Origin of the sequence: Acinetobacter schindleri, assembly GCF_010918895.1 — a bacterium.
In the GTDB taxonomy this organism is placed as follows: Bacteria; Pseudomonadota; Gammaproteobacteria; order Pseudomonadales; family Moraxellaceae; genus Acinetobacter; species Acinetobacter schindleri.
Window position 1 is genome coordinate 645,494 of sequence record NZ_CP044483.1, and the last position, 22,498, is coordinate 667,991.

Annotated in this window: 22 protein-coding genes; 19 read left to right on the top strand and 3 right to left on the bottom strand. The window is 40.4% G+C overall.

Annotation, left to right across the window (positions count from 1 at the left end; genetic code table 11):
* The first annotated feature begins 355 nt into the window (after positions 1–355).
* The 3 genes from FSC11_RS03195 to FSC11_RS03205 all read left to right on the top strand — a co-directional run bounded on the left by FSC11_RS03195 (position 356) and on the right by FSC11_RS03205 (position 3,842).
* Positions 356–1,609 carry a carbohydrate porin gene (locus tag FSC11_RS03195; RefSeq protein WP_163165126.1) on the top strand — a complete coding sequence of 418 codons (1,254 nt, stop codon included), beginning with the start codon at positions 356–358 and terminating at the stop codon, positions 1,607–1,609.
* A 91-nt stretch (positions 1,610–1,700) separates the two neighbouring features.
* A complete protein-coding gene (locus FSC11_RS03200) occupies positions 1,701–2,825 on the top strand; it encodes an NADH:flavin oxidoreductase/NADH oxidase (RefSeq protein ID WP_163165128.1) in 1,125 nt (374 codons plus the stop codon).
* Positions 2,826–2,906: 81 nt separating this feature from the next.
* Positions 2,907–3,842 carry an AEC family transporter gene (locus FSC11_RS03205; RefSeq protein ID WP_163165130.1) on the top strand — a complete coding sequence of 312 codons (936 nt, stop codon included), beginning with the start codon at positions 2,907–2,909 and terminating at the stop codon, positions 3,840–3,842.
* Positions 3,843–3,889: 47 nt separating this feature from the next.
* On the opposite strand, the gene FSC11_RS03210 is transcribed toward FSC11_RS03205, so the two are convergent.
* Entirely contained in the window at positions 3,890–4,708 is an 819-nt protein-coding gene (locus tag FSC11_RS03210; protein WP_163165132.1) for a tetratricopeptide repeat protein, read from the bottom strand.
* 227 nt (positions 4,709–4,935) lie between these two features.
* Here FSC11_RS03210 and FSC11_RS03215 point away from each other — a divergent pair, with 227 nt between their 5' ends.
* Complete coding sequence (locus FSC11_RS03215) at positions 4,936–5,187, top strand: hypothetical protein (protein WP_163165134.1); 252 nt, start codon at positions 4,936–4,938, stop codon at positions 5,185–5,187.
* A 43-nt stretch (positions 5,188–5,230) separates the two neighbouring features.
* Here FSC11_RS03215 and ygfZ read toward each other — a convergent pair whose 3' ends face one another.
* Both ygfZ and FSC11_RS03225 read right to left on the bottom strand, forming a co-directional pair.
* Positions 5,231–5,956: a CAF17-like 4Fe-4S cluster assembly/insertion protein YgfZ gene (ygfZ, locus tag FSC11_RS03220; protein ID WP_163165136.1), complete on the bottom strand. Its 726-nt coding sequence runs from the start codon at positions 5,954–5,956 to the stop codon at positions 5,231–5,233.
* A gap of 116 nt (positions 5,957–6,072) precedes the next feature.
* Positions 6,073–8,211, bottom strand: a complete 2,139-nt coding sequence (locus FSC11_RS03225) for a multicopper oxidase family protein (protein ID WP_163165138.1) — start codon at positions 8,209–8,211, stop codon at positions 6,073–6,075.
* Between the two features lie 781 nt (positions 8,212–8,992).
* On the opposite strand from FSC11_RS03225, the gene acnD reads away from it, so the two are divergent.
* The 15 genes from acnD to FSC11_RS03300 all read left to right on the top strand — a co-directional run bounded on the left by acnD (position 8,993) and on the right by FSC11_RS03300 (position 22,498).
* Positions 8,993–11,599: a Fe/S-dependent 2-methylisocitrate dehydratase AcnD gene (gene acnD, locus FSC11_RS03230; protein WP_163165140.1), complete on the top strand. Its 2,607-nt coding sequence runs from the start codon at positions 8,993–8,995 to the stop codon at positions 11,597–11,599.
* Between the two features lie 83 nt (positions 11,600–11,682).
* A complete protein-coding gene (locus FSC11_RS03235; RefSeq protein ID WP_163165142.1) occupies positions 11,683–13,443 on the top strand; it encodes an ATP-dependent nuclease in 1,761 nt (586 codons plus the stop codon).
* 132 nt (positions 13,444–13,575) lie between these two features.
* Positions 13,576–13,719: a zinc ribbon-containing protein gene (locus tag FSC11_RS03240; RefSeq protein ID WP_004814545.1), complete on the top strand. Its 144-nt coding sequence runs from the start codon at positions 13,576–13,578 to the stop codon at positions 13,717–13,719.
* A 124-nt stretch (positions 13,720–13,843) separates the two neighbouring features.
* Complete coding sequence (locus FSC11_RS03245) at positions 13,844–14,422, top strand: DUF4126 domain-containing protein (protein ID WP_163165144.1); 579 nt, start codon at positions 13,844–13,846, stop codon at positions 14,420–14,422.
* Positions 14,423–14,611: 189 nt separating this feature from the next.
* Entirely contained in the window at positions 14,612–14,824 is a 213-nt protein-coding gene (locus FSC11_RS03250; protein ID WP_163165146.1) for a hypothetical protein, read from the top strand.
* 144 nt (positions 14,825–14,968) lie between these two features.
* Positions 14,969–15,667, top strand: a complete 699-nt coding sequence (locus FSC11_RS03255) for a hypothetical protein (protein ID WP_163165148.1) — start codon at positions 14,969–14,971, stop codon at positions 15,665–15,667.
* Positions 15,668–15,796: 129 nt separating this feature from the next.
* A complete protein-coding gene (locus FSC11_RS03260) occupies positions 15,797–16,054 on the top strand; it encodes a hypothetical protein (protein ID WP_163165150.1) in 258 nt (85 codons plus the stop codon).
* 523 nt (positions 16,055–16,577) lie between these two features.
* On the top strand, positions 16,578–16,817 hold the full coding sequence (locus FSC11_RS03265) for a DUF6868 family protein (protein ID WP_163167708.1): 240 nt from the start codon (positions 16,578–16,580) through the stop codon (positions 16,815–16,817).
* 140 nt (positions 16,818–16,957) lie between these two features.
* Positions 16,958–17,671 (top strand): SIMPL domain-containing protein, encoded by a 714-nt coding sequence (locus FSC11_RS03270; protein WP_005223125.1) that lies wholly within the window; start codon positions 16,958–16,960, stop codon positions 17,669–17,671.
* A 166-nt stretch (positions 17,672–17,837) separates the two neighbouring features.
* Positions 17,838–18,503, top strand: a complete 666-nt coding sequence (locus tag FSC11_RS03275) for an RluA family pseudouridine synthase (RefSeq protein ID WP_163165152.1) — start codon at positions 17,838–17,840, stop codon at positions 18,501–18,503.
* A gap of 596 nt (positions 18,504–19,099) precedes the next feature.
* Positions 19,100–20,035 (top strand): SNIPE associated domain-containing protein, encoded by a 936-nt coding sequence (locus tag FSC11_RS03280; RefSeq protein ID WP_163165154.1) that lies wholly within the window; start codon positions 19,100–19,102, stop codon positions 20,033–20,035.
* A 239-nt stretch (positions 20,036–20,274) separates the two neighbouring features.
* Positions 20,275–20,658 carry a ribonuclease E inhibitor RraB gene (locus FSC11_RS03285; protein ID WP_004814565.1) on the top strand — a complete coding sequence of 128 codons (384 nt, stop codon included), beginning with the start codon at positions 20,275–20,277 and terminating at the stop codon, positions 20,656–20,658.
* Positions 20,659–20,880: 222 nt separating this feature from the next.
* Entirely contained in the window at positions 20,881–21,219 is a 339-nt protein-coding gene (locus tag FSC11_RS03290; RefSeq protein ID WP_163165157.1) for a zinc ribbon domain-containing protein YjdM, read from the top strand.
* A gap of 140 nt (positions 21,220–21,359) precedes the next feature.
* Positions 21,360–21,722, top strand: a complete 363-nt coding sequence (locus FSC11_RS03295) for a 5-carboxymethyl-2-hydroxymuconate Delta-isomerase (protein WP_008304470.1) — start codon at positions 21,360–21,362, stop codon at positions 21,720–21,722.
* A gap of 326 nt (positions 21,723–22,048) precedes the next feature.
* Positions 22,049–22,498: a YybH family protein gene (locus FSC11_RS03300; RefSeq protein ID WP_163165159.1), complete on the top strand. Its 450-nt coding sequence runs from the start codon at positions 22,049–22,051 to the stop codon at positions 22,496–22,498.

A 22,498-nucleotide genomic window follows, 5' to 3' on the forward strand; every position in this document is an offset into this window, starting at 1 on the left:
AATATTGGGCGTTTTAAGGCTGAATGCAAGCCCTGTTTAAAATAGAGTGCTAGATCGAAAGTTGAAAACTATTCGAACAATTGTTTGAAAAATAAACTTTAAAACAATGCTTATTTTTGATTTCAGATGCGAAATCAGGACGAATTTTAGACCTTTTTTATCAATTAAATTACTGAAAAATATAAATTATCTAAAATTAATTTTTATCTGTGTAGTGCTTTCTTATAACTTAAAGTTTTACCAATAATAAAAAAAATGCTGTGTATTTAAATGAAAAGTTATGTAACGTTCCGTATCAAGTCATACTGGGCAAGCATCAGCCTGCCTTCACTCTCTCCGTATGTTTAGGTTTTATATGAAAAAGTTAAGTCTAGCCTCATTGCCATTTATGGTAGCCATGACTTCAGCTCAGGCTGAATCTGCATTTGATCCTCAAGGACAGTACCTGTTAGGGGACTGGGATGGGAAACGTACGGAGCTTGCTCAGCAAGGCGTGAAGTTTGAAGCAAACTTACTTACAGACACAGCATATCTAGCTGATGGTGGTCGTGACGAAGATCATGAAGCGCTAACCTCTGCACAGCTATGGCTAGGTACACAACTAGACATGGAAAAACTTGCAGGTTGGGACGGTGTGACCGTTCGTGCAGTTGCCACAGCACGTCAAGGTCAAAGTGTATCAGGTGAATACCTGCAAGGTGATGTACCACATATGGCCAATGTTCAAGGTACTTATGGTCGTGGTAACCAGAAGAGCCGTTTGTCAGAACTCTCGATTGAAAAGAAATTTAAAGAACAAGGCACTAGTATTAAAGCAGGTCGTTTAGGTCTAGGTATGGACTTTAACGTGATGGCATGCGACTTTGCGAGCACGGCGTTTTGTGCTGCCCAAATGGGTAAATGGCAAGGTAATATCTGGATGAATACGCCAGTATCTCAATGGGGTGCACGTGTGAAGCAAGAGCTGAATCCTGAGCTTGCTGTTCAAGTGGGTGTTTATGAGTTTAATCCTGAAAATGCATTAGAGCGTCATGGTTGGAACTTAGATACAGACAATGCTGATGGCGTAACCATTCCAGCAGAAGTGATCTGGACACCGAAGAGCTTTGTGAATGGTTTGCCAGGCAGTTACCGTGTGGGTGGTATGTATAACACTGCTGATGATGTTAAGAACCAAAATGATGTTGCTACAGGTGAAGGAAAAAATCGTACCTTTGCGGGTTGGTTAGCCTTAGAGCAACAACTTACTTCTACTGGTAATGGTCGTCAAGGTCTGCATTCATTTGCCAACTTTACTTGGCATGACCGAGATACTAATAAAGTTGATAACTCACAACAGCTTGGTGTGAAATATATTGGTCTTGTAGATAGTCAGCCGAATGATATTCTGGGTCTGGCGGTTAACCGTGTACATGTGAATGACCGCTTTGCAGATTCACGTCCAGCATTTGATGCTAGTGCTGAATATAACGTAGAACTTAACTATAGCTATAACCCAACCAAATGGTTGATGCTACGTCCAAACCTTCAATATGTAATTAACCCTGGTTCAACTAACCGTGTAGATGATGCATTCGTTCTCGGTCTGGGTACACGAATCATCTTCTAAAGTTTGATTGTTCACGCTATAACTAAACAGGCTCTTGGGAGCCTGTTTTTATTTTGAAGAAAAACTAGCCAATAAGAAGAGGAAACACTGCGTGACATTACTATTTCAACCTATTCAGTTTGGATCACTGAAACTTGATAACAAAATCGTAATCGCTCCGATGTGCCAGTACTCTGCAACAGAGCAGGGTGAAATCACCTATTGGCATGAGCAGCAATGGGCCAATTATGCTTTGTCTGGTGCCGGTTTATGTATTGTGGAAGCGACTGCGGTACAGCCACAAGGCCGGATTAGCTATGCAGATCTGGGATTGTGGAATGATAGCCAGACAGCACAGATCAAAACCTTACTGGAGAAGGTGCGATCTCTTTCGCCAATGCCTTTTGCGATTCAGCTAGCACATGCTGGGCGTAAAGCCTCCACAGATAAACCCTGGGAAGGCAAGGGGCAAATTGCACCAGATCAGCCTTTGGGCTGGCAGACTGTCTCTGCCAGTGATATTCCTTTTCAGGCACATGAGCACCCACCAAAAGCCTTAAGTCTTGAGGAAATCCAACAAGTAATTCAGGACTTTGCTGCCAGTGCCAAGCGAGCGGTTGAAGCAGGCTTTGAGCTGATTGAGCTTCATGCTGCGCATGGCTATTTGCTGCATCAATTTATGTCACCTCTGTCGAATCAGCGCCAGGATCAATATGGCGGTTCATTTGAAAACCGAATTCGTCTGACTTTAGAGGTCTTTAAAGCGATGAAAGATGCGGTTCCTGAAGGCTATCCGATTGGCGTGCGTATTTCCGCTACTGACTGGATGAAAGAGGTTGAAAGCTGGAACATTGAGGCTGCTGTTGAACTTTCTAAAGCGCTGGAAGCATCGGGTGCTGTCTATATCCACGTTTCGAGTGCAGGTTTACATGTAGACCAGAAAATTGATGTGCATCCGAATTATCAGGTTCCTTTTGCGGAAGCGATTAAAAAGGTGGTCAATATTCCAGTGATTGCGGTCGGTTTGATTACGGAAGCAATGCAGGCAGAAGGAATTCTGCAATATGGACAGGCAGATGCTATCGCGCTTGCACGTGGCATTTTGTATGATCCACGCTGGCCATGGCATGCAGCTGCGACACTCGGTGAAACCGTAGAGGTGACGCCTCAGTATTTGCGTTGCCAGCCACATGGTTTGCGCGATCTGCTTAAGCCTTTCTCTTCAGCGGACAAATAAAACTGCTTGTTAAATGAGTGGAAGTTAATCGTTCAGGGATGAACATATTAAGGAACAGTGCAGTAAAACTGCAGAAAATTAATGTTATTCACTATTCTATTTCCAATTTGTACCGTCGTGTTTTTAGGTTATATCGCTGCACGAACCCAATTTATCACCCCATCGCTGATTACGGCGATGAGCCAGTTTGTAATGAAGATTTCCTTGCCAGCTTTTCTGTTACAAGCCTTGGCAAGTAAACATCTCAGCGATATCTGGAGTCCACAGTATTTTATTGCCTATGCAGGTGGTTCTTTGCTGCTCTATGGCGTAGTATTTTTCTGCTGCCGCTATTTCTTCAAGGCTTCTCTCACTGAGTCAGGGGTGCTGGCCATGGGTGGTTCCATGTCCAATACCGGGTTTATCGGCACGGCGATACTGACCTTATTGATTGGTTCACATTCAGCAATTTATCTTTCATTGACTCTTATTGTAGAAAATCTGCTGATCGTGACCTTGATGCTGATTCTGGCTGAGCGAGGCCTGCAAGCTCCCGGTACAGCTGGCAAAAGTATATTGACTGGAACATTGCTACGGATCTTGAAAAATCCGGTGATTCTTTCGATTATGCTGGGTATTCTGTGCATACTTCTGGATATCCAACTACCAGAATTACTTAGCTCTACCTTAAAAATGTTAGGGCAAACCGCATCGCCACTGGCCTTGTTTGTGATTGGTGGTAGCCTGATTGGCATGAATCTCAGATCGCTTACGGCCTTTAGCTGGTTCCTGACAGCCATGAAAGTCATCGTCATGCCATTGCTGATTTTCAGTTTATTATCGGCTTTCGATGTCAGTCGTGAGATGCTTTTTATCGGCACATTGCTGGCGGCATTGCCAATGCCAATCGCTTTTGGGATTTTTGCCCAGCATTATGGGGTACAGGAAAAAGCTTTACCGCCATTGGTACTCAGTACCTTAATGGGCTTTATTGTGGTGGCAGTCATCCTGACTCAGTCTGGCTATTATCTCAGTTAAACATTCCAATAAAAAAGCCCCGAATCAGGGGCTTTTTATATCTTAGGTTAGCTTTTCTTTTGCGCCGTTGGTTGAGCTGGTTTCTTGCTTTGTTCAGCAATCATTTTCTCTACTGCCGCCAGAGACTCTTTGGCCTGTGGAATATTTTCCTGAGCCAAGGCACTAAAGATTTTCTTCGCTTCAGGCAGGTTTTGCGGCACGATATTACCATTGGCAAACATGTTAGCGACTGCCATCAGGGCAGGGATATAGCCTTTCTTGGCAAGCTCCTGAATCGAGCTTAAACCTTGCTGAATCGGTTTTTCATCTTTATTTTTAAAGCCCAGGCTGATGTCATACAGGGCTTTGGCATGAATTGCCTGAAAATTATCTTTTTTAATCAGTGGTTGAAGTTTTTTCAGTGCTTGCTGATCAGAAGCAGGTTTGCCTTCCGCAAAAAGTAACACTGCCAGATCCACAGTAGCATCATCAAAACCGGCACTGGATGCACGTTCCAGATATTGTTTGGCTTTGGTCAGATCCTGTTTCAGCCCCATTGTGCCGCCTGCATAATTTTTACCGAGGACATAGTTGGCAACCGGGTAGCCTTTGCTTGCTGACTGTTCATACAATTGTACCGCTTTTTTCTCGTTCTTTGCGGTGCCCTGACCAGTCTGTGTTAAATAGCCTAAGTTATACAGTGCTTGAGCATTTCCTTTTTGTGCTAACTCATTCAGTAAAGTGTGAGCACCCTTAAAGTCATTGGCTTTGACTAGGGCTTCAACTTTGGCAAATTGAGGATCAACTACTTCAGCTTTGGTATTTGCATTGGCAAGTGCATATTGAGATGAAACTGCGAGCATCGCAGCAAATATTATTTTTTTCATGGTTCCTGGACCTTGTTGTATGCAACACCTGATTCCGTGGTGTTTTTTAAATTATTACAGCTACATCATAAAATGATTTTTTACTTTGTAAATATCCTAATTGTCACGAAATACAAATATAATGGAGAGTGATGAAGAGAAGATGCAGACTATTTTTACCACAAAACTTTGAAATTCTATGAATCTCTGATTAAATCCGCGTTTGAGCCATGAAGTAGGGTGAAACAATGTTTATTAAAGGCATTAAACGTGCATATGATCAAATCAGTAAGGATGACAGTATCGCTGATGAGGATAAATTTGATGCATTACTCATGCGATTGGGTCAAAACTTTTTAGTCAGCAATGAAGACCGTATATATATTTTTGAGCATGAAGGTAAAACTGCACGCTTCGATGCGAAACATGCACGCGCTTTTCATTTTAAAGATTATGTGATTAAAGACATGAACAAATTGTTCCATGATTTTAATCTTTAAAAAAAATCCTCCATATAGGAGGATTTTTTTTAAAGTGATTTTCTTATTGTGGACGAGCGACATCACCACTGAGTGCTTCAGGCAGGTCGAGTACAGTCAAACCTAATTCAGTAATCGCTTCCGGTTTGGCAACCACGAGCGCTTTAAAGCCGCCGTCAATATTGACACTGTTTACGACTTCTACATCATTATTCAGTTTGCTTGCGATAGCAGGCGCTTCACCTGTACCTTGTACCAGATGCAACCAGTGTTTCGGTTTGGCTTTGAACCATAAACGGGCAATGACTTCCTGACCGAGGTAACACCCCTTGTCATAGTGGATGCCTTCACGCTGATGCAGGCGCAGTTCTTGTGGCTGGAATTGTTCTGCGGTTGCTGCCTGAATCCATGCCTGACCTGATTCAATTGCATTCATTTCCCAAGCTTGAATATCCGTTACTTCAGGACCAAATTCGCTATGAATACCTGCAGTAACTGGATAAGCTGAACCTACTTCTTCTAACTTCATTTTGGAGAAAGCGCCAAACTTGCGGATGTGCTTGGCAAAGTCTTCAGCCTGATCAGCAGTCACAACAATTTCAAAGCTTTCAGAATTAATTTTTTTTAGCCATAAACCAAATAGAATACGTCCTTTTAAACTACAGATCGCGGTATAGCGTGTCTGGTTTTCAGTCAGGGCTTCAGTATTTAAAGTCACTTGACCTTGCAGGAATTTTTGCGCATCTACTCCATTCAGCGTAAATAAGGTAAAAGCAGGAGATGTTGCCATGATCAGCCTCAGTTTGAATACTAAAAATCAATCAAGCTATTGTGCAGCAAGCATTATCTCTAGGCAAATAAAAAAGCCTGCAATATCAGATGCAGGCTTTTAATTAAAAGCGAGAGTTAATGATGATGATCATGTGAACCTGGTAAATCGGCATTACAGTCAAATTTCCCGCCACAGATTCTTACATATTCCATCATGCCCTGATCTTCATGATCGAGAATATGACAATGCTGTACAAAGTCACCTTCGAATTTCTTGTAATGACTTCGAACAATCACTTCATATCCCGGTTTAACAAAGATGGTATCCTTGAATTGTCCTTTTAAACCTCGGTACTGGACATCATCCAGCTCATTTGGCGTGGTTGCAGGTTCCGATATTGCTTCACTTACGTCTTTTTTATCCGGGTTTAAAATTTTAACAATCTGGAACGGATTGACATGGATATGGAAAGGATGTCCCAGATTTGCGCTGGTCAGTACCCATTCATCGACTTTACCTATTTCTAGTTTGCGCACATATTTGCCATTGACCACACTTTCTCCAGTGAAGGTTTCTCCAAAACTATAGATGCCTGGATGATCAGCATGACGATAACCGAATTTACCATTTGGACCAAAAGAGGCATCAAAAGTAGAGCGTTGTTGCGGTCGATCTTGAATCAGGTTATCTATTTCTCTGGTCATCAATGATGGATGATCAGTAAAGGCAGACAAATTAAGTTGCGCTAATTGCGCCTGAATTTCCTTACTTAAGCCGATTTTCTGTGCCTGATCTTTTAAAAACTGAGCAGCAGTTTGCGCCTTCAACTTGGTGGATTTTACATTTACCCAGCCCAGCAGCTGTGCATTCAGCCCACTGTTAGGAGATAACTGTGGGGTGATTTCACCGGAAGTTCTGGTATTGATTTCATCATCAATATTTAATCTTGAATCAAAGATGCAGTATTTATTGGTGGAGGGAAAGCTGAGCATGGCATCGTGACGATAACCTGGCTGGAACACGGAAAGGGTACGGGTCTGAGCCTGAGTCATCGTTAAACCGTCTTGGGCAATCGTGTGAACTGGCAGGCTGGTCAGTTGATCGAAAGCGACTTTTGAGGCGGGAATGAGAATATCCCCCTGATAGGAAAGACAGGCATCCACCGTTTGTTTGGCAGTATATTGACTGGAGTCAGGTAATTCTTTAATGATTAAGCCAATAGTGTCCCGCACCCCTCCATGAATCATACGCCAGCGGTTAAATTCATTTTGATTGACCTGAATTTCGCCTAATACTTTGCCATTAATTGAAGTGTAGTAGTTATTTAACCCCCAAGAGTTGAAGCTATTCAGACCAGCATAGTTTTCCATCGTGCCTATGCCTGCACCTTTACAATCATTGCTGTTTAAAGATTGGCCTTCAGTGTCAGTACAGTCATATTGAATTTGCTGGAAGACCAGGATTTTTTCATTTGCATCATTATGCTTGGCTTTATCTTTCCATAAAATATCGAGATCACCTGTAGAAGTCACCTTGCCATTTTTCACTTTAGGTACACGGCTTCCTTCCACAATGAGCGGACCAGCCATCCCACTAGATACCTGAATTGCGGTCGAGCCATGTAAATGGGCATGGTACCAGTAAGTGCCCGCAGGATGATTGGGCTCAATCTTATATTGATAGTCAAGATTCGCCTGCGGGGCAATTTTCAGGAAGACATTGTCACTATTTCCCTGAGGGCTGACCCAGAAACCATGTGTATGCAGGTTGGTGGTATTAAAACAATGGGGTTCATTCGGATCGAGAATATTTTCACAGCTTTCAGGTGTTTCATCGGGGAGCTGATTATTTAAATTAATCGACAAGGTTTCACCCTGTTTGACCCGAATCTGCGGACCAACCAGTTCATCTACAATTCCGGTTTCACGTGCTTCCTGCCTGTTCAATAAACTGGCTTTAGTCAAATAACCTCGAACCAGTAATTGATCCCATTGCGATTGCCTCGGGTTATAAATCTTATTGGTCTTATATGCTGCAACCAGTTCGTATTTACCTTTACCACCTTTTTGCAGCAAGGGTGGATTATTAATGAGTGACTCCGATTTACCAGAGGCGGGAGGGAAAGGGGGAGAAGGATAATCCGGTTTAGTGGGGTGGGTAGGAGTAGGTTTAGTCGGATTGTATGGATCGGAGGGCTTTTTCCCTCCAATCCAGCTGGAAGCCAAAACTGCCACTAATACAGTAATGATCCCAATAATGGCGATCTGTAACATGTTCTTCACCTTTATTAATTTTTTATGTTGTGTGTTGTTGTTATGAAGTACTTACCGCTTAGATGTACTGAAATGTTTTAAGGGTGAATATCACCAAATTGGGATATACAGATAGATGACAAGAAAAGGTTAAAACTATTCAAGTAATAGGCTACCCAAAATAAGTATTAAGTTTTTGAATTAATTATGATATTTAAAAGAATTTGCAAGAAATCATCGACTGTAAAAAATCTTAAAAAAGTTAGGGATTTTAATCTGACTCACTTGCTTTACAGGTTTCCAGGTACCAAGCGCATATTGTATTTCCCTCAAAATTAAAAAGAGCTAGAAACAAACTTGGAAAATTTTATTGATGCTATGGTTTATTGTCAGGCTAAGGATCTTGCCGAAGATGGAAAAGAGTCAAAAAAATTATCTATTCAACAGTGCTATTTCTACCCAGAAACTCAGGTCATCTAAAAATCGTCTTTTGTCTTTAAATGAAAAAATAAAGCATACCGTTAATCTTAAATAAGTCTATTTTTTGAGCTATAAGGCTATTCTCATACTAAAGAATAAGAAGGATTTGCCCGGTTTTTTTCTAAAAAATAAGGATTTAGAGCCATTATTTTAAAGAATATGTATCCATTTATTTCAAAAACGCTGTTTTTTATATGTAAGTTTATGAAATATAAAAGATTTGGGAAATGGCTTTTCGACAGTGTACTATGCCTGCAAAACGATGTGAAACATCTACAACAAGTATGCAGTACAGAAGAACGATTCAAGAGGCAGGTAAGCTATGAACAACAACTACCGTAAACCACTGCAAGGTACCCAGCTGGAATATTACGACGTGCGTCAGGCCGTTGAAGATATTCAGCCAGGCGCATATGCCAAACTTCCCTATACCTCCAAAGTGCTGGCAGAGCAGTTGGTACGCCGTTGTGATCCTGCCATTCTGGAACAGTCACTGCGTCAGCTAATTGAGCGTAAGCAGGAACATGATTTCCCGTGGTATCCAGCCCGGGTGGTGTGTCATGACATTTTGGGGCAAACGGCATTGGTTGACCTTGCCGGTCTGCGTGATGCGATTGCTGATCAGGGCGGTGACCCTTCCAAAGTCAATCCGGTGGTGCCAACCCAGCTGATTGTCGACCATTCGCTGGCAGTGGAATATGGCGGCTTTGATCCGGATGCATTTGAGAAAAACCGTGCAATTGAAGACCGCCGTAACGAAGACCGTTTCCATTTTATTGAATGGACCAAAACGGCTTTTGAAAATGTTGATGTGATTCCAGCCGGTAACGGCATCATGCACCAGATCAATCTGGAGAAAATGTCACCAGTGATTCAGAACCGTGACGGTGTTGCCTTCCCGGATACCTGTGTCGGTACTGACTCGCATACGCCACATACCGATGCATTGGGTGTAATTTCAGTGGGTGTTGGTGGCTTAGAAGCTGAGAACGTGATGCTGGGCCGTGCCTCGTGGATGCGTCTGCCAGATATTATCGGCGTAGAGTTAGTTGGACAGCGTCAACCGGGCATTACCGCAACGGATATCGTTTTGGCCTTAACTGAATTCCTACGTAAGGAACGTGTTGTGGGTGCGTACTTAGAATTCTTTGGTGAAGGTGCTGACAGTATGTCAGTGGGTGATCGCGCCACAATTTCTAATATGACCCCTGAATATGGCGCAACCGCAGCTATGTTCTATATTGATCAGAACACTATTGATTATCTGACCCTGACTGGTCGTGAATCAGAACAGGTCAAACTGGTTGAAAGCTATGCCAAGGAAATTGGTCTGTGGTCATCGGAAATGACACAAGCAGAATATCCACGTGTACTGCGTTTTGACCTGTCGACTGTGACCCGTAATATTGCTGGTCCATCGAATCCGCATGCGCGTGTATCCACGTCTGATCTGAAAGAAAAAGGCATTGCCGGGGTAGTAGAAAACCGTACCGATGGCCTGATGCCAGATGGTGCAATCATCATCGCGGCGATCACTTCATGTACCAATACTTCCAATCCACGTAATACTGTTGCAGCAGGTTTATTGGCACGTAAAGCCAATGAGCTTGGTTTAGCACGTAAGCCATGGGTGAAATCATCTTTTGCACCAGGTTCTAAAGCAGCTGCGCTGTACTTAGAAGAAGCAGGTGTACTTGAAGATCTGGAAAAACTCGGCTTTGGTATCGTGGCTTATGCCTGTACCACCTGTAACGGCATGTCAGGTGCGCTTGATCCGAAAATTCAGCAAGAAATTATTGACCGTGATTTATACGCGACTGCGGTACTTTCAGGGAACCGTAACTTCGATGGTCGTATTCATCCTTATGCAAAACAGGCTTTCTTGGCATCTCCACCATTAGTCGTGGCTTATGCAATTGCTGGTACGATTCGTTTTGATATCGAAAAAGATGCACTAGGCACAGACAAAGATGGCAACCCGATTTACCTGAAAGACATCTGGCCATCTGATGAAGAAATTGATGCTTTGGTAAAAGAGTCAGTCAAGCCGGAGCAATTTAATAAAGTTTATATTCCAATGTTTGATCTGGGCGAGCGCGAGAAGGCAGCAAGCCCGCTGTATGACTGGCGTCCGCAAAGTACCTATATTCGCCGTCCACCATACTGGGAAGGTGCACTGGCTGCACCGCGTACACTCACCAACATGCGTCCATTGGCTATTCTTGGCGATAACATTACCACTGACCATTTATCGCCTTCAAATGCGATTGTGCGTGATTCAGCGGCGGGTGAATACTTAGCAAAAATGGGTGTGCCCGAGGAAGATTTTAATTCTTATGCGACGCACCGTGGCGATCACCTAACTGCACAGCGTGCAACCCTAGCGAATCCAAAGCTGTATAACGAAATGGTGGTCCGTTCTGACGGTACCATCAAGCAGGGTTCAAAAGCACGTGTGGAGCCGGAAGGCGAAGTGATGCGGATGTGGGAAGCGATTGAAACCTACATGAACCGTAAGCAGCCGTTGATCGTGATTGCTGGTAAAGACTATGGTCAGGGTTCAAGTCGAGACTGGGCAGCGAAAGGTGTGCGTCTGGCAGGTGTAGAAGCGATTGTGGCGGAAGGTTTTGAGCGTATTCACCGTACCAATTTAGTCGGTATGGGTGTTCTTCCACTTGAGTTTAAACCGGGTACAGACCGCAAAACTTTAAAGCTGGATGGTACTGAGCTGTATAGCGTGATTGGTAATATTGCACCACGTTCGACTTTGACACTTGTGATTGAGCGCGCAACTGAAGATGGTAAGGAACAGACGATTGAAGTGCCTGTGACCTGTCGTTTGGATACTGAAGAAGAAGTTTCTGTATATGAAGCGGGTGGTGTATTGCAGCGCTTTGCACAGGATTTCTTGGAAGGGAATGTGGCTTGATGATTTAGTCTAAAAGTTGTTGATATTGTTTAAAAAAGACCCTACTGTGAAGTGGGGTTTTAATTTTTTATGGGGAAATAAAAATGCATAAAATAACAGAGGTAACAATTAAAAATTTTAAATCATGTATTGATACCAAGTTGATGTTGTCAGATTTCACTCCTTTGGTTGGATACAATAATGCCGGAAAATCAAACTGTTTATCTGCAATTCAATGGCTTATAAGAAAAGTTAGTCTCTCAGAAAAAGATTTCTATAATGTATCTCAGCCAATAGAAGTTATAGCAATGATAGATGGGATTTCTCAGGAATTGCTTGATCAATTGCCTCAAAACCAAAGAACTTCAATTGAACGCTATGTCATAAATGAACAGCTTAAAATTCGACGTCTACAAGAGCGACCGAATGCTAAGGTAACGGAGGTTAAGCTTTCGGTTTGGGATACTGCAGCATGTGATTGGATTCCAAACCCGACAGGGCTTGATAATGCGATTAATGTTTTACTACCTGAACCAATTAGAATAGGTGCTATGGAAAATGCAGCTGAGGATGCATCTAAAGCCAAAACGACTACTACTATCGGAAAATTATTAGCAGAATTTTTAGAACCTGTAAAAATAGCCCATGAAGTAGAGTTAAATCAACATTTGTCAGAAATAACATCTAGAATTTCTTGTAATGGTACTCAACGATTTGGAGAGTTAGCTAGTATAGATCAGGGTGTGAATGGAAAGGTTAATAATCTTTTTCCTGGAATGAGTGTAAAGGTCCATTTTGAAACACCTTCAATTGATGATCTAATAAAGGCAGGAACATTAAAAGTTGTTGAAGGGCAAGGATGTGATCGTGATTTTTCATCATATGGTCATGGTGCACAACGTTCAATTCAAATGGCATTAGTTCAATATTTAGCTGAAATAAAACGGCAGAATAATCATCAAATTTCTACAACTTTATTATTAATCGATGAGCCTGAATTATATTTACATCCCTTCGCAATAGAACAAGTGAGAGAAGCCTTAGTTGCATTATCTCAACATGGTTACCAAGTAGTAATTTCAACACATTCAGCTCAAATGATAACCACAGAAGGAGCAGAAACTACTTTATTGATCCGGAAAGATCAGAATATAGGAACTTATTCTAGAAAACGTTTAGTAGATGCAATTCAAGCCGTTGTTCCAAACTCAACACATCAGATGGAACAGCTATTTAACTTAACTCATTCTACTCAATTACTTTTTGCTGAAAACGTTGTTTTGACAGAGGGTAAGACTGAACTTCGTTTATTACCATTTTTATTTAGAGGTATTGCTGGTCTAACGATGGGGCAAGAGAAGCATGCATTAGTTGCGCAAAGTGGTGTTAATGATACGCAAAAATCCTTGGCTATTTTAGCTGAGATGGATTTACCTACGAAAGCCATATGTGATCTTGACTATTGTTTTAACGGAGCCATTAGCCATAATTTTCTCTTGCCAAATGATAGTGATGTTTTAAACATCAAAGCAATTTTACAAAGGATTGCACCCATAAATGGGATTTCATTAAATCCTAGTACGGGACTACCACAAAAGAATCAGAATATTTCTGCTGCGAAAGCTTTTGAAATATTAGCCATAGAAACAGATGCGGTTCCTTTCATTGAATCTCTGCATAATAAGATGAAAGCCCAAGGTATTTGGATTTGGAAAAAAGGTGCGATTGAAGCACATTTAGGAACAGTAAATAAAACTGAGAGTGAATGGGCTAGATTTAAACAAGATGCTAAAAATAATGGTTTTTTTGCTGCTTGTAGAGATCATGAGGGAATTAATGATTTGGTTCAGTGGTTAAGAAGCTGAGGTTAAATTTTTTAATATTAAAAGAATCACTTCGCCCAAATGCCATCATCATTTACAAAAATGGACAATAGACATTCATCACCAGAGGGTTATACTAGTTTCACCATTTTCTAAAAACAACGGAGAACAAAGATGGTTATTGCTGGCTCTAAACCGGGAACAGGTTTCTATTTTTGTGTTCAATGCGGACATCGCGTTTACTTAGAAATTGGTACAGACCGCTTACCACCGTGTACCAAATGCCAAGGCACCCAATATAACGATAAGGTTGCCTAAGCTACAGCAAAAAATAAAACAGAAAAACCTGTTTTAAATAAAAGCCCTATTACCCCATAGGGCTTTTTGCTATTTTAGAGAGAAAGAAAATCACCCATCGCCACAAACAGGTTTGGAGCGCAGTATGGAAACGATCCTCGGTTTATGTATTGGTATTGGACTCAGTGCAGCGTGTGGCTTTCGTATATTCGCACCTTTGCTGGTCATGAGTATCGCTTGTAATCTGAACTGGTTTGAACCAATCCAGGGCTTCGGCTGGCTGGCTTTACCCTCGGTTTGTTTGACACTGGGCATCGCGACCTTATGTGAAATCATCGCTTACTATATTCCCTGGGTGGATAATATCCTTGACATTATTGCTACCCCCGCAGCTGTCATTGCTGGAACGGTATCTACGATGGCAGTAAGTAGTGGGGAAATGTCGCAGTTTATAGCTTGGGCAACCGCATTAATTGTAGGTGGAGGCACCGCTGGAGCAGTACAATTTGGTACGGTGGCTTTGCGAGGTTTATCAACTACCACCACCGGTGGAGTAGGAAATCCGGTCATTTCTACAGGGGAGTGGGTCAGTGCGCTACTGATTTCAATTTTATCCTTCTTGGCACCTGTAATGCTGGTGATAGTATTAATTATTGCTGCCATATGGTTGGTACGCTGGTTTAAACAGATCAAGAAAAATAAAGCTGATCCTGGCATAGCATAAATCCTCTAAGTCACTGTTCTATAAATTTAAAATTAAATAAATAGTTCATTTAAAAAGGCTAAAAAAACTTTTAAAAGTGATTGATTTTCATCCATAAAAGGCATAATTTTAGTATGGGATTAAAAAATACATACTTTTATTATGGCTTTTTAATTCCTACCTTTATAAAAAAGAATATGGGGAGTTTGCATGGATATGATCAAGTTTGTGATTGATGAGCATACGACAGACAATGGTGCACATCTGATCCATAATTCAACGATAGGGTGTGAAAACTTGCCTGATCCTAATGCTCAGATTCTGATTGGTTATTTTGCTAATTATGAACTGGCGTATAAGCGTGCGCGCATGAACTGGCCTAGAGAGAAAGTGACCGGTTGTGAAAAATGCTGCAAGGCATAACTCATGAATCAATCAGTAATTGAAAATGAATATGATGTTGAAATTTTTGACCCTGCCATTGTGTAGGGTCATTTTGTTTCAGCTTTCATCTTTCTATGTTAAAAATAATAAGCAACATGTGCCTATACATATGAGATCAGGAAAATGAAAATAGCAAAACTTGCAGTTTTTTTCAGTGCAACCATATTGATCTCGAATGCAGCCGTAGCGCAACAAGCTTTAAAGCCTCAACAGCGCCAGTCACAACAAGATCAAAAAACTTTTCAGGCCTATGTCCCAAAAAACTATTCTTTCTTTGAAGCGGTGAAAGGTGACTTAAATAAAGATGGTGTGCCGGATGCTGTACTGATTGTCAAAGCTACAGATCCTAAAGCTTTAGTTAAAGATGAATATCGTGGAACCTTAGATCGGAACCGCCGAGGTATCATTGTTCTTTTGGGGCAAAAGGACAAGAACACTTATAAACAGTTTCTGCAAAACCTGAACTGTTTCAGCTCGGATCAGGAAGATGGTGGGGTGTATTATCCACCTGAACTGGTGCCTGAAATTAACAAAGGACTACTGCAGCTTACGTATCAGCATGGACGTTATGGCTATTGGAGCTATAAATTCCGTCTTCAGAATCAGGATATGCGACTGATTGGCTATGACCAGTTTTCTCATCATGGTCCTTTACTTGAGTCGAAAACCAGCTTTAATCTGCTGACTGGCAAAAAAATCTATAGTAAAAACCTAATCACGGATCCGGAGCGCAGACCAAAATATAAAGAAACGCATTCAGTGCATAAAAAGTCACCTATTTATTTATCCAAAATTAAAGACTTTGATCAACTCACATTTTAAATATCTAACTGCCTGAAATTGGCGCACATTTTGCACTTTATTTAATACGAGGATGCAAAGCTTCATCTAATCGTAGAGCTTTGACTTAATTTAGTGCGCTTTTATGCACGATAAAGAGGGCAATTGAGTATGGATATGACCAACCACGTTTCTGAATCCCCGAAACTACCGCTTTCTGCACATGCCTGTGCGGCATGGTCGCTCATATTTGTGCCTTTTTGTGGGGCAATTGGGCTGATCTATTTTGCGCTGGCTTATCTGATCAATCTGAAAGTACTGACATCTGAATTAAGCAAAATGAATAAAGTACTGGCTATTATCATGTCCGGGATGTGTGCCATGAGTGGCTGGTGGTTTACTGCGCAATGGTTGCAGGGAGCTTTTTAAAGTGAAAAAAGGAGAAAAGGGATAAATAAAATTCCAATAAAGCTCATTTTTTTAAAATAAAACGTCATAAAAATGAGTCAATGAGATTTATTTCTCTGAATTGTCTTTTAAATCGGAATAATTTTTCAAAAATTAGAAAAATGATAAAAACATAGGAAATTAATTCCGTGTGCTCAAGGCTAATATATGTCTCAAGGGTGTGACGGGATCGGAAAGAGTAGCATGCTGTGAGCGGCGCAAAACGCGAGAGCAGTACTTACCCAAAAGGTCTTGATCCGGCTTAGGACGCTATGAACCACAAGTTTGTAGGCTATAAGATCAATTCTTACAAAGATTGATAGTTGAAGTAAACCATCACGAGTTTTCCCAACACCCTAAAAAATTCTCCAGTAAAACCCATTAGAAAATATAAAAATAACTCTTCCATTCAAATCCCCTTAACAGTGTTATATCCGCCATTTCTTTTTATTCAGTCAATTTATGCTAGTCTGGAAATTGAACCATATCCTTTAGGGGAATCGTGATGGAGCTTGATTTCTGGCGGCAATTTTTACTGTATGCATTGTTCGTTAATTACAGCATATTAATATTCTGGTTCCTGATCATTGTCTTTGCCCGCGACTGGGTCAAACAGTTGCATGGAAAATGGTTCCAGCTATCAGATTCAACCTTTAATGCCATTCATTATGCGGGTATGGCACTCTATAAGATTGGTATTTTTCTATTTAATCTAGTGCCTTTATTGGCTTTATATTTGATGTAAATATAGAGAGAAATAATAGATTTGAATCTTTCATTAACGTGATTTTAACCTGTGGTCGAATAGTAATCTCAAAGACCCAGTTCAACTTATTAAAATTGACCAACTAAAAACAACAACATCGCTAAAAGGAGTTCAGGCAAATGAATCAGTTTAAACCCGCCCTGATTTTAGGGGCACTCATCGGTTTGGGAATGATTATAGCGGGATGGATTCTGGGGAATAGTGCCGTCAAGATCAAACAGTATGAACGGATTGTTTCGGTCAAAGGCCTGTCTGAACGTGAAGTTAAGGCAAATGTCGCGGTCTGGCCGATTCGTTTTAGTTCGGCCAGTCAGGATCTAACTCAGCTTTATGACATGATGGAACTACAAACCCAGCAAATCCAGACTTTCCTGAAAGGTGAAGGCTTTAAAGCCGAAGAAATTACCACGGGAGCACCCGTTACCACAGATAAATATGCACAGCAGTATGGTGGTGATGCTAATGTTGCCCTGCGTTATACCGCACATCAAACCATTACCGTGTATACCCATAATATTGATGCAGTACGGGCAGCACAAACCCGTTTAGCAGAACTGGGTAAAAAGGGCATTGCCTTTGGTGGCGATGATTCTGGACAACGAACTGAATATCTATTTACTGGCTTGAATGACATTAAACCAGCGATGATTGAACAGGCCACACAAAATGCTCGGAGCGTGGCAGAAAAATTTGCAGCTGATTCGCAAAGCCGTCTGGGAAAAATCAAAACTGCTAATCAGGGGCTGTTCAGTATTGAAGATCGCGACAGTAATACACCTTATCTTAAAAAAGTTCGTGTCGTATCTACAGTCGATTACTATCTGGCAGATTAAATTAACCCGGAAGCAATTCAGCAGTACGATCTGAGCAGCTTGAACCCGGCTGGTCAGGTCGCAAGCCGAGTATAACCTCCTTAAATCAACTTCCTGTAAACGTTCAGATTGACACACTGGATTGACATTGTTATTTTGCGCATCTTTCTCCCCATGCAATTGCGCCATGCCACTAAACGATAACTTTGTTTACTGCCCACCTCAAGATCCACTCAAAATTCTCTATGAAGATGATGATCTGGTGGTGATTGAAAAACCGGCAGGGTTATTATCGGTGCCGGGTCGTCTGCCAGAGCATCATGACAGCGCGTATTTACGTGTGCGCGAGCAATTTCCGGAAGCACGAATTACCCATCGCCTGGATATGGCTACTTCCGGAATTCTGATGTTTGCCAAGCATCGTGATGCAGAAGTAGCAGTCAGTAAAATGTTTCAGGCGCGTACGGTGAATAAGCATTACATCGCTTTAGTACAAGGCAAACTGGTCGGTGAGGGCGAAGTCAATGCCCCACTCATCACTGACTGGGAAAATCGGCCACGTCAGATGGTACATACGGAAATGGGCAAGCCCTCTAAAACCCTGTATCAAGTGTTGGATTATGATGTGGCACAAGATATTAGCCGTGTCTTATTAACGCCGATTACCGGGCGTTCGCATCAACTGCGTGTACATATGATGCATATTGGTCATCCGATTACTGGCGATAAAATCTACCACCCTGAACCACTGCGCAGTCCGCTGCAACGCATGGCCCTGCATGCCAGTTATCTTGCATTTACCCAGCCCTTAAGTGATAAACCGGTAGAAATTTACGGTAGTGTGCCTTTTTAATGTTGTCTAGTTTCAACTCTATGTTTTATTAAATAATATTTGAGTTTGTGGAATGGATGCAGAACACTTTATTCATCTATTGCGTTGTATAAAGTGTGAGAAAATATTTCATATTTTTTCTTTAATTCTCCAAATTTACTTATTTTTTGATCTAAAAAGCATTAGTTTAAATATAGTTATGTGCTTTGTTGAACTATGTAAATTTATAAGTTTACCTATCTTGATACTGTCTTATGAGGAAAATTGAATTTTAAAAAAAACAAAATTTGGTAAATTTAAATATATGTTATTAAACAACATTATATTTTAATTTTGATAAAAATTAAGAAATATAATATTATTTCATTAAATTCAATAACTTGCTGTCTATCTTATAAGTTAATTCATACTTAAAGCTTTAATATTTTTATTGCGGCAAGATTTCAAGAGATAAAGCAATAAGATTCAACAAAAATATCAGTATTATTAAATATTTATACCTAATTCTAGTGATAGGATTTTTGAGAAAATCAGTGCAAAATAAGAATCTTTCATAAGTTCTTTGATTTGATTTAAAGCATTTTTCTTATTTTATTTTTTTAATTAGGGCACGGACGATGTTAAGTATTATTTTATTCGTTCTGGTGGGGATACTATCTGGCGTACTTGCAGTCACACTAAACAAATTAAAATCCCTGCGTGGAAACCTCGATGTTTTACAGGATAATCTGGATCATGCACGTCATAAACTGACTGATTATGAACAACAGGTAGAAGATAGTGAGTACGAGTTGTCTCAGCTACGTGTGCAGATCAGTAGTTTACGCATAACTTTAGAAAAGTATAAGAAATACCAGGAGATCTGCGAAATTGAACAATATGTCATTAACCGTACCTTGCAGGCTGAAAATTTTGTAGAAATGACCAAGGTTGATGCTTCAATCATGGTGGATGACATTAAAGGCTATATCGAGCAGGTGAAGGCATTTATAGAGGCTTATCAGGCTAAGGCAATTCAAAAGGTAGATCAGCAGGCACGGGAAAAACTGCAGCGCTATTATAAACAGGCACAAGAAGAATATCGCTTGCAGAATGTGGTTACTGCCTTAGAGCATAAAATTCATGGTTATCAGCATGGATTCACTTTAGCAGCTAAAGATGTTTTGACTGACTTAATAGAGGGTTATCAGGAGCAAGATGCTGCAAGACATTTACAGGATATTCGTGAGCAGATTGAGCAGGTGATTCGAGACAAAAAAGTTGCACAATGCAACTATGTCGATGAAGATCGCCGTAATACCACCATGGATATGGTCAGTCTGGCCTTTAACAGCCGTGCCGACCTGTATCTGTCTCGTTTAACTGCAGATAATCTGGGACAGATGCTACAGGCACTACAAGATGATTTTTATTTAATTAATCATAAAGGACGTGATTTAAGTCAGGCCCGTATTCAGCAATCGTATCTGAATTTACGTTTGCAAGAGCTCAAGTTTGCAGCCTTGCTTCTGGAATTAAAGAAAACATCAGGAAAAGTTCTTCACCTGGCTTAAGCCGCTTAGTCAAAAAAATTAGGCGTAAAATGAGGATGAAAATATCTCCAAAATAAGCAGTCAAAAGTATCTCTACCAGTTAAAAGTTAAAGAGATACTTTAAAAATAAAACTTCGATTTGATATATAAAATCAGTCATTTAAAAACTGTAAAAAATATTATTTTTCCTATCGTATCCTGTATAAAAATCAGCTAATCTAATTTGTATAATAAAACGGCAGCATAATAAGGACAGCCCTATGTCACGTGATTATCAGCAGTTCCCGGATGATGAAAATGGCAATGTACTCTGGCAGATGTTTCAGGATGGCGATGATCTGACTGAAGCACATGAAATTGAATTTTCGATTGCATTTAATGAAGAATCTCAGGCTGATCGCTGTGCTTTGCATCTATTAAAAGAAGAACAGAAAATCAGCCTGTTCCAGGATGAAGAAAGCGATACACTCGAGTGGGTGATCACGATTTTCGTTTATATGGAACCGAGCTACGAAGATATTGTCGACCTGGAGCAATGGTTTACCAAAATCGCGAGTGAATTTGGTGGCGTTTATGATGGTTGGGGCTGTATGGCTTATGTATATGACGACATCGACGATGATGATACGCCTTTGACCAGTTAAAGCTAAACAAAATTTTTATAACACAGAATGAAGAGTATAAGCCCAGCCCGTCTGGGCTTTTTCTTCTGGTGAATCAATAGTTTCTTAATGAATGATTCAAACTGATATTATTTAAAACGAGCAGAGGAATTGTAGAAATTAAATCCATATAAAATATAAGGTATAAAATGCTATAATGATTCTTTGATTTATTCATTTCTTATTTTTATTTTTGAGGTTCTTATGAGTCTACCCCATTGTCCAAAATGCCAGTCTGAATACACCTACGAAGATGGGGATTTACTGATTTGTCCTGAATGTTCGCATGAATGGAAAGAGGGTGAAGATACAGAAGAGCAGCTAATCATTAAGGATGCCAATGGTAATGTTCTTACTGATGGTGATAGCGTCACAGTGATCAAAGACCTGAAAATTAAAGGTTCCTCATCTGTGGTGAAAGTTGGCACTAAAGTAAAAAGTATTCGCCTGTTGCCAGATGCAGCAGATGGTCATGATATTGACTGTAAAATTGAGGGTATTGGCGCAATGAAGCTCAAGTCTGAATATGTGAAAAAAGCATAATCCAGTCCTGATCTGTTTTAATCTATTAAAGTTTGAACCAGAATGGCGGTTTAAAAAATAGGCCGTCATCACCTGCCTTGGCTTACATTTTATTTCAGACGGGGCATAATCAAGAAAAAATACTGAGTAAATAAAACCTCATGCCTCATCTTCATATTGAATATTCAGATAATATCCAGAATCTGGAGGTCAAGCCGATGCTGCTTAAGATTCACCAGGCCTTATATACTGCAAATTATATTCAGGATCCGAATGATTTAAAAAGCCGGGCAATTTGTCAGCAGAATTATGTGATTGGACTGGATTTGCATACCACTCAGGCCTATGTACATGCAAAAGTATCCTTATTGTCGGGGCGTAGTCCTGAATTGAAACAGGCAATTTCCCAGTGTGTCTTAGCAGTGCTACGACAGCATGTACCAGCCCAGCAGGGTTTGACAATACAGCTCTGTGTAGAAATCATAGAAATGCCAAAGGACTGTTATAGTAAAGCCTTTATTTAACTTTAGTTTAACAATACTTGTATGTTGTTGAAATTATAATTATTATTTTTCGGGATTGTTATGTTGTGACACAACTAAAATCTAGCAAACAGTAAAAAATAACTTAAATAAGCTTAAATTAACTGGGTTCCTTCTTAAGTTTTATGGAAGTTGTTTAGCTAACAATAAAATGATCTTTAAAAAATGAACTTTATGGGGCTTTTAGTATATTTGATGATCTTAACTAGTTAAGGTTTTTTTGCTGTAATTCTAAAAAAATCTATGTCCTTCTGTAGGGGCAGATTGCAGTGATTATTTGACCATTTAAAAAATATAAGAGAATAGAGATGAAAATATTCGGGGACCCATCTTTAGGTAGAGAAATAGTTGATTTATTACATGAATGGGATGGTGCAATAACGGGCTTGGATATTCAGAATGTGCTTAAATTGTGTGTACCAGATGTCAGGTTTTTTGATTTAAGTACAGAAGTTCATGGTCTGGAAGCTTATGAACAGAAATGGAATCTTTACAAGCCTTATATGCTGCATGGAGTGACCATACAGCGACATGATGTGACAATCCACGTAGAGCCTCATTTAGCTTTCATTCATGGTTATGTAAAACTAACACCAGCAAATGCTGAAAAAGTAAAATGGCTTCCCTCAGTGAAATGGTGTCGTACTAGCTTATGTTTGAAAAAGGAACAAGGGCAATGGAAAATGGTGCATCAGCATATTTCGGTACCGGTAGAGATTGAAACACATAGCATGAAAGTATTAGAGCTAAAAATTTAA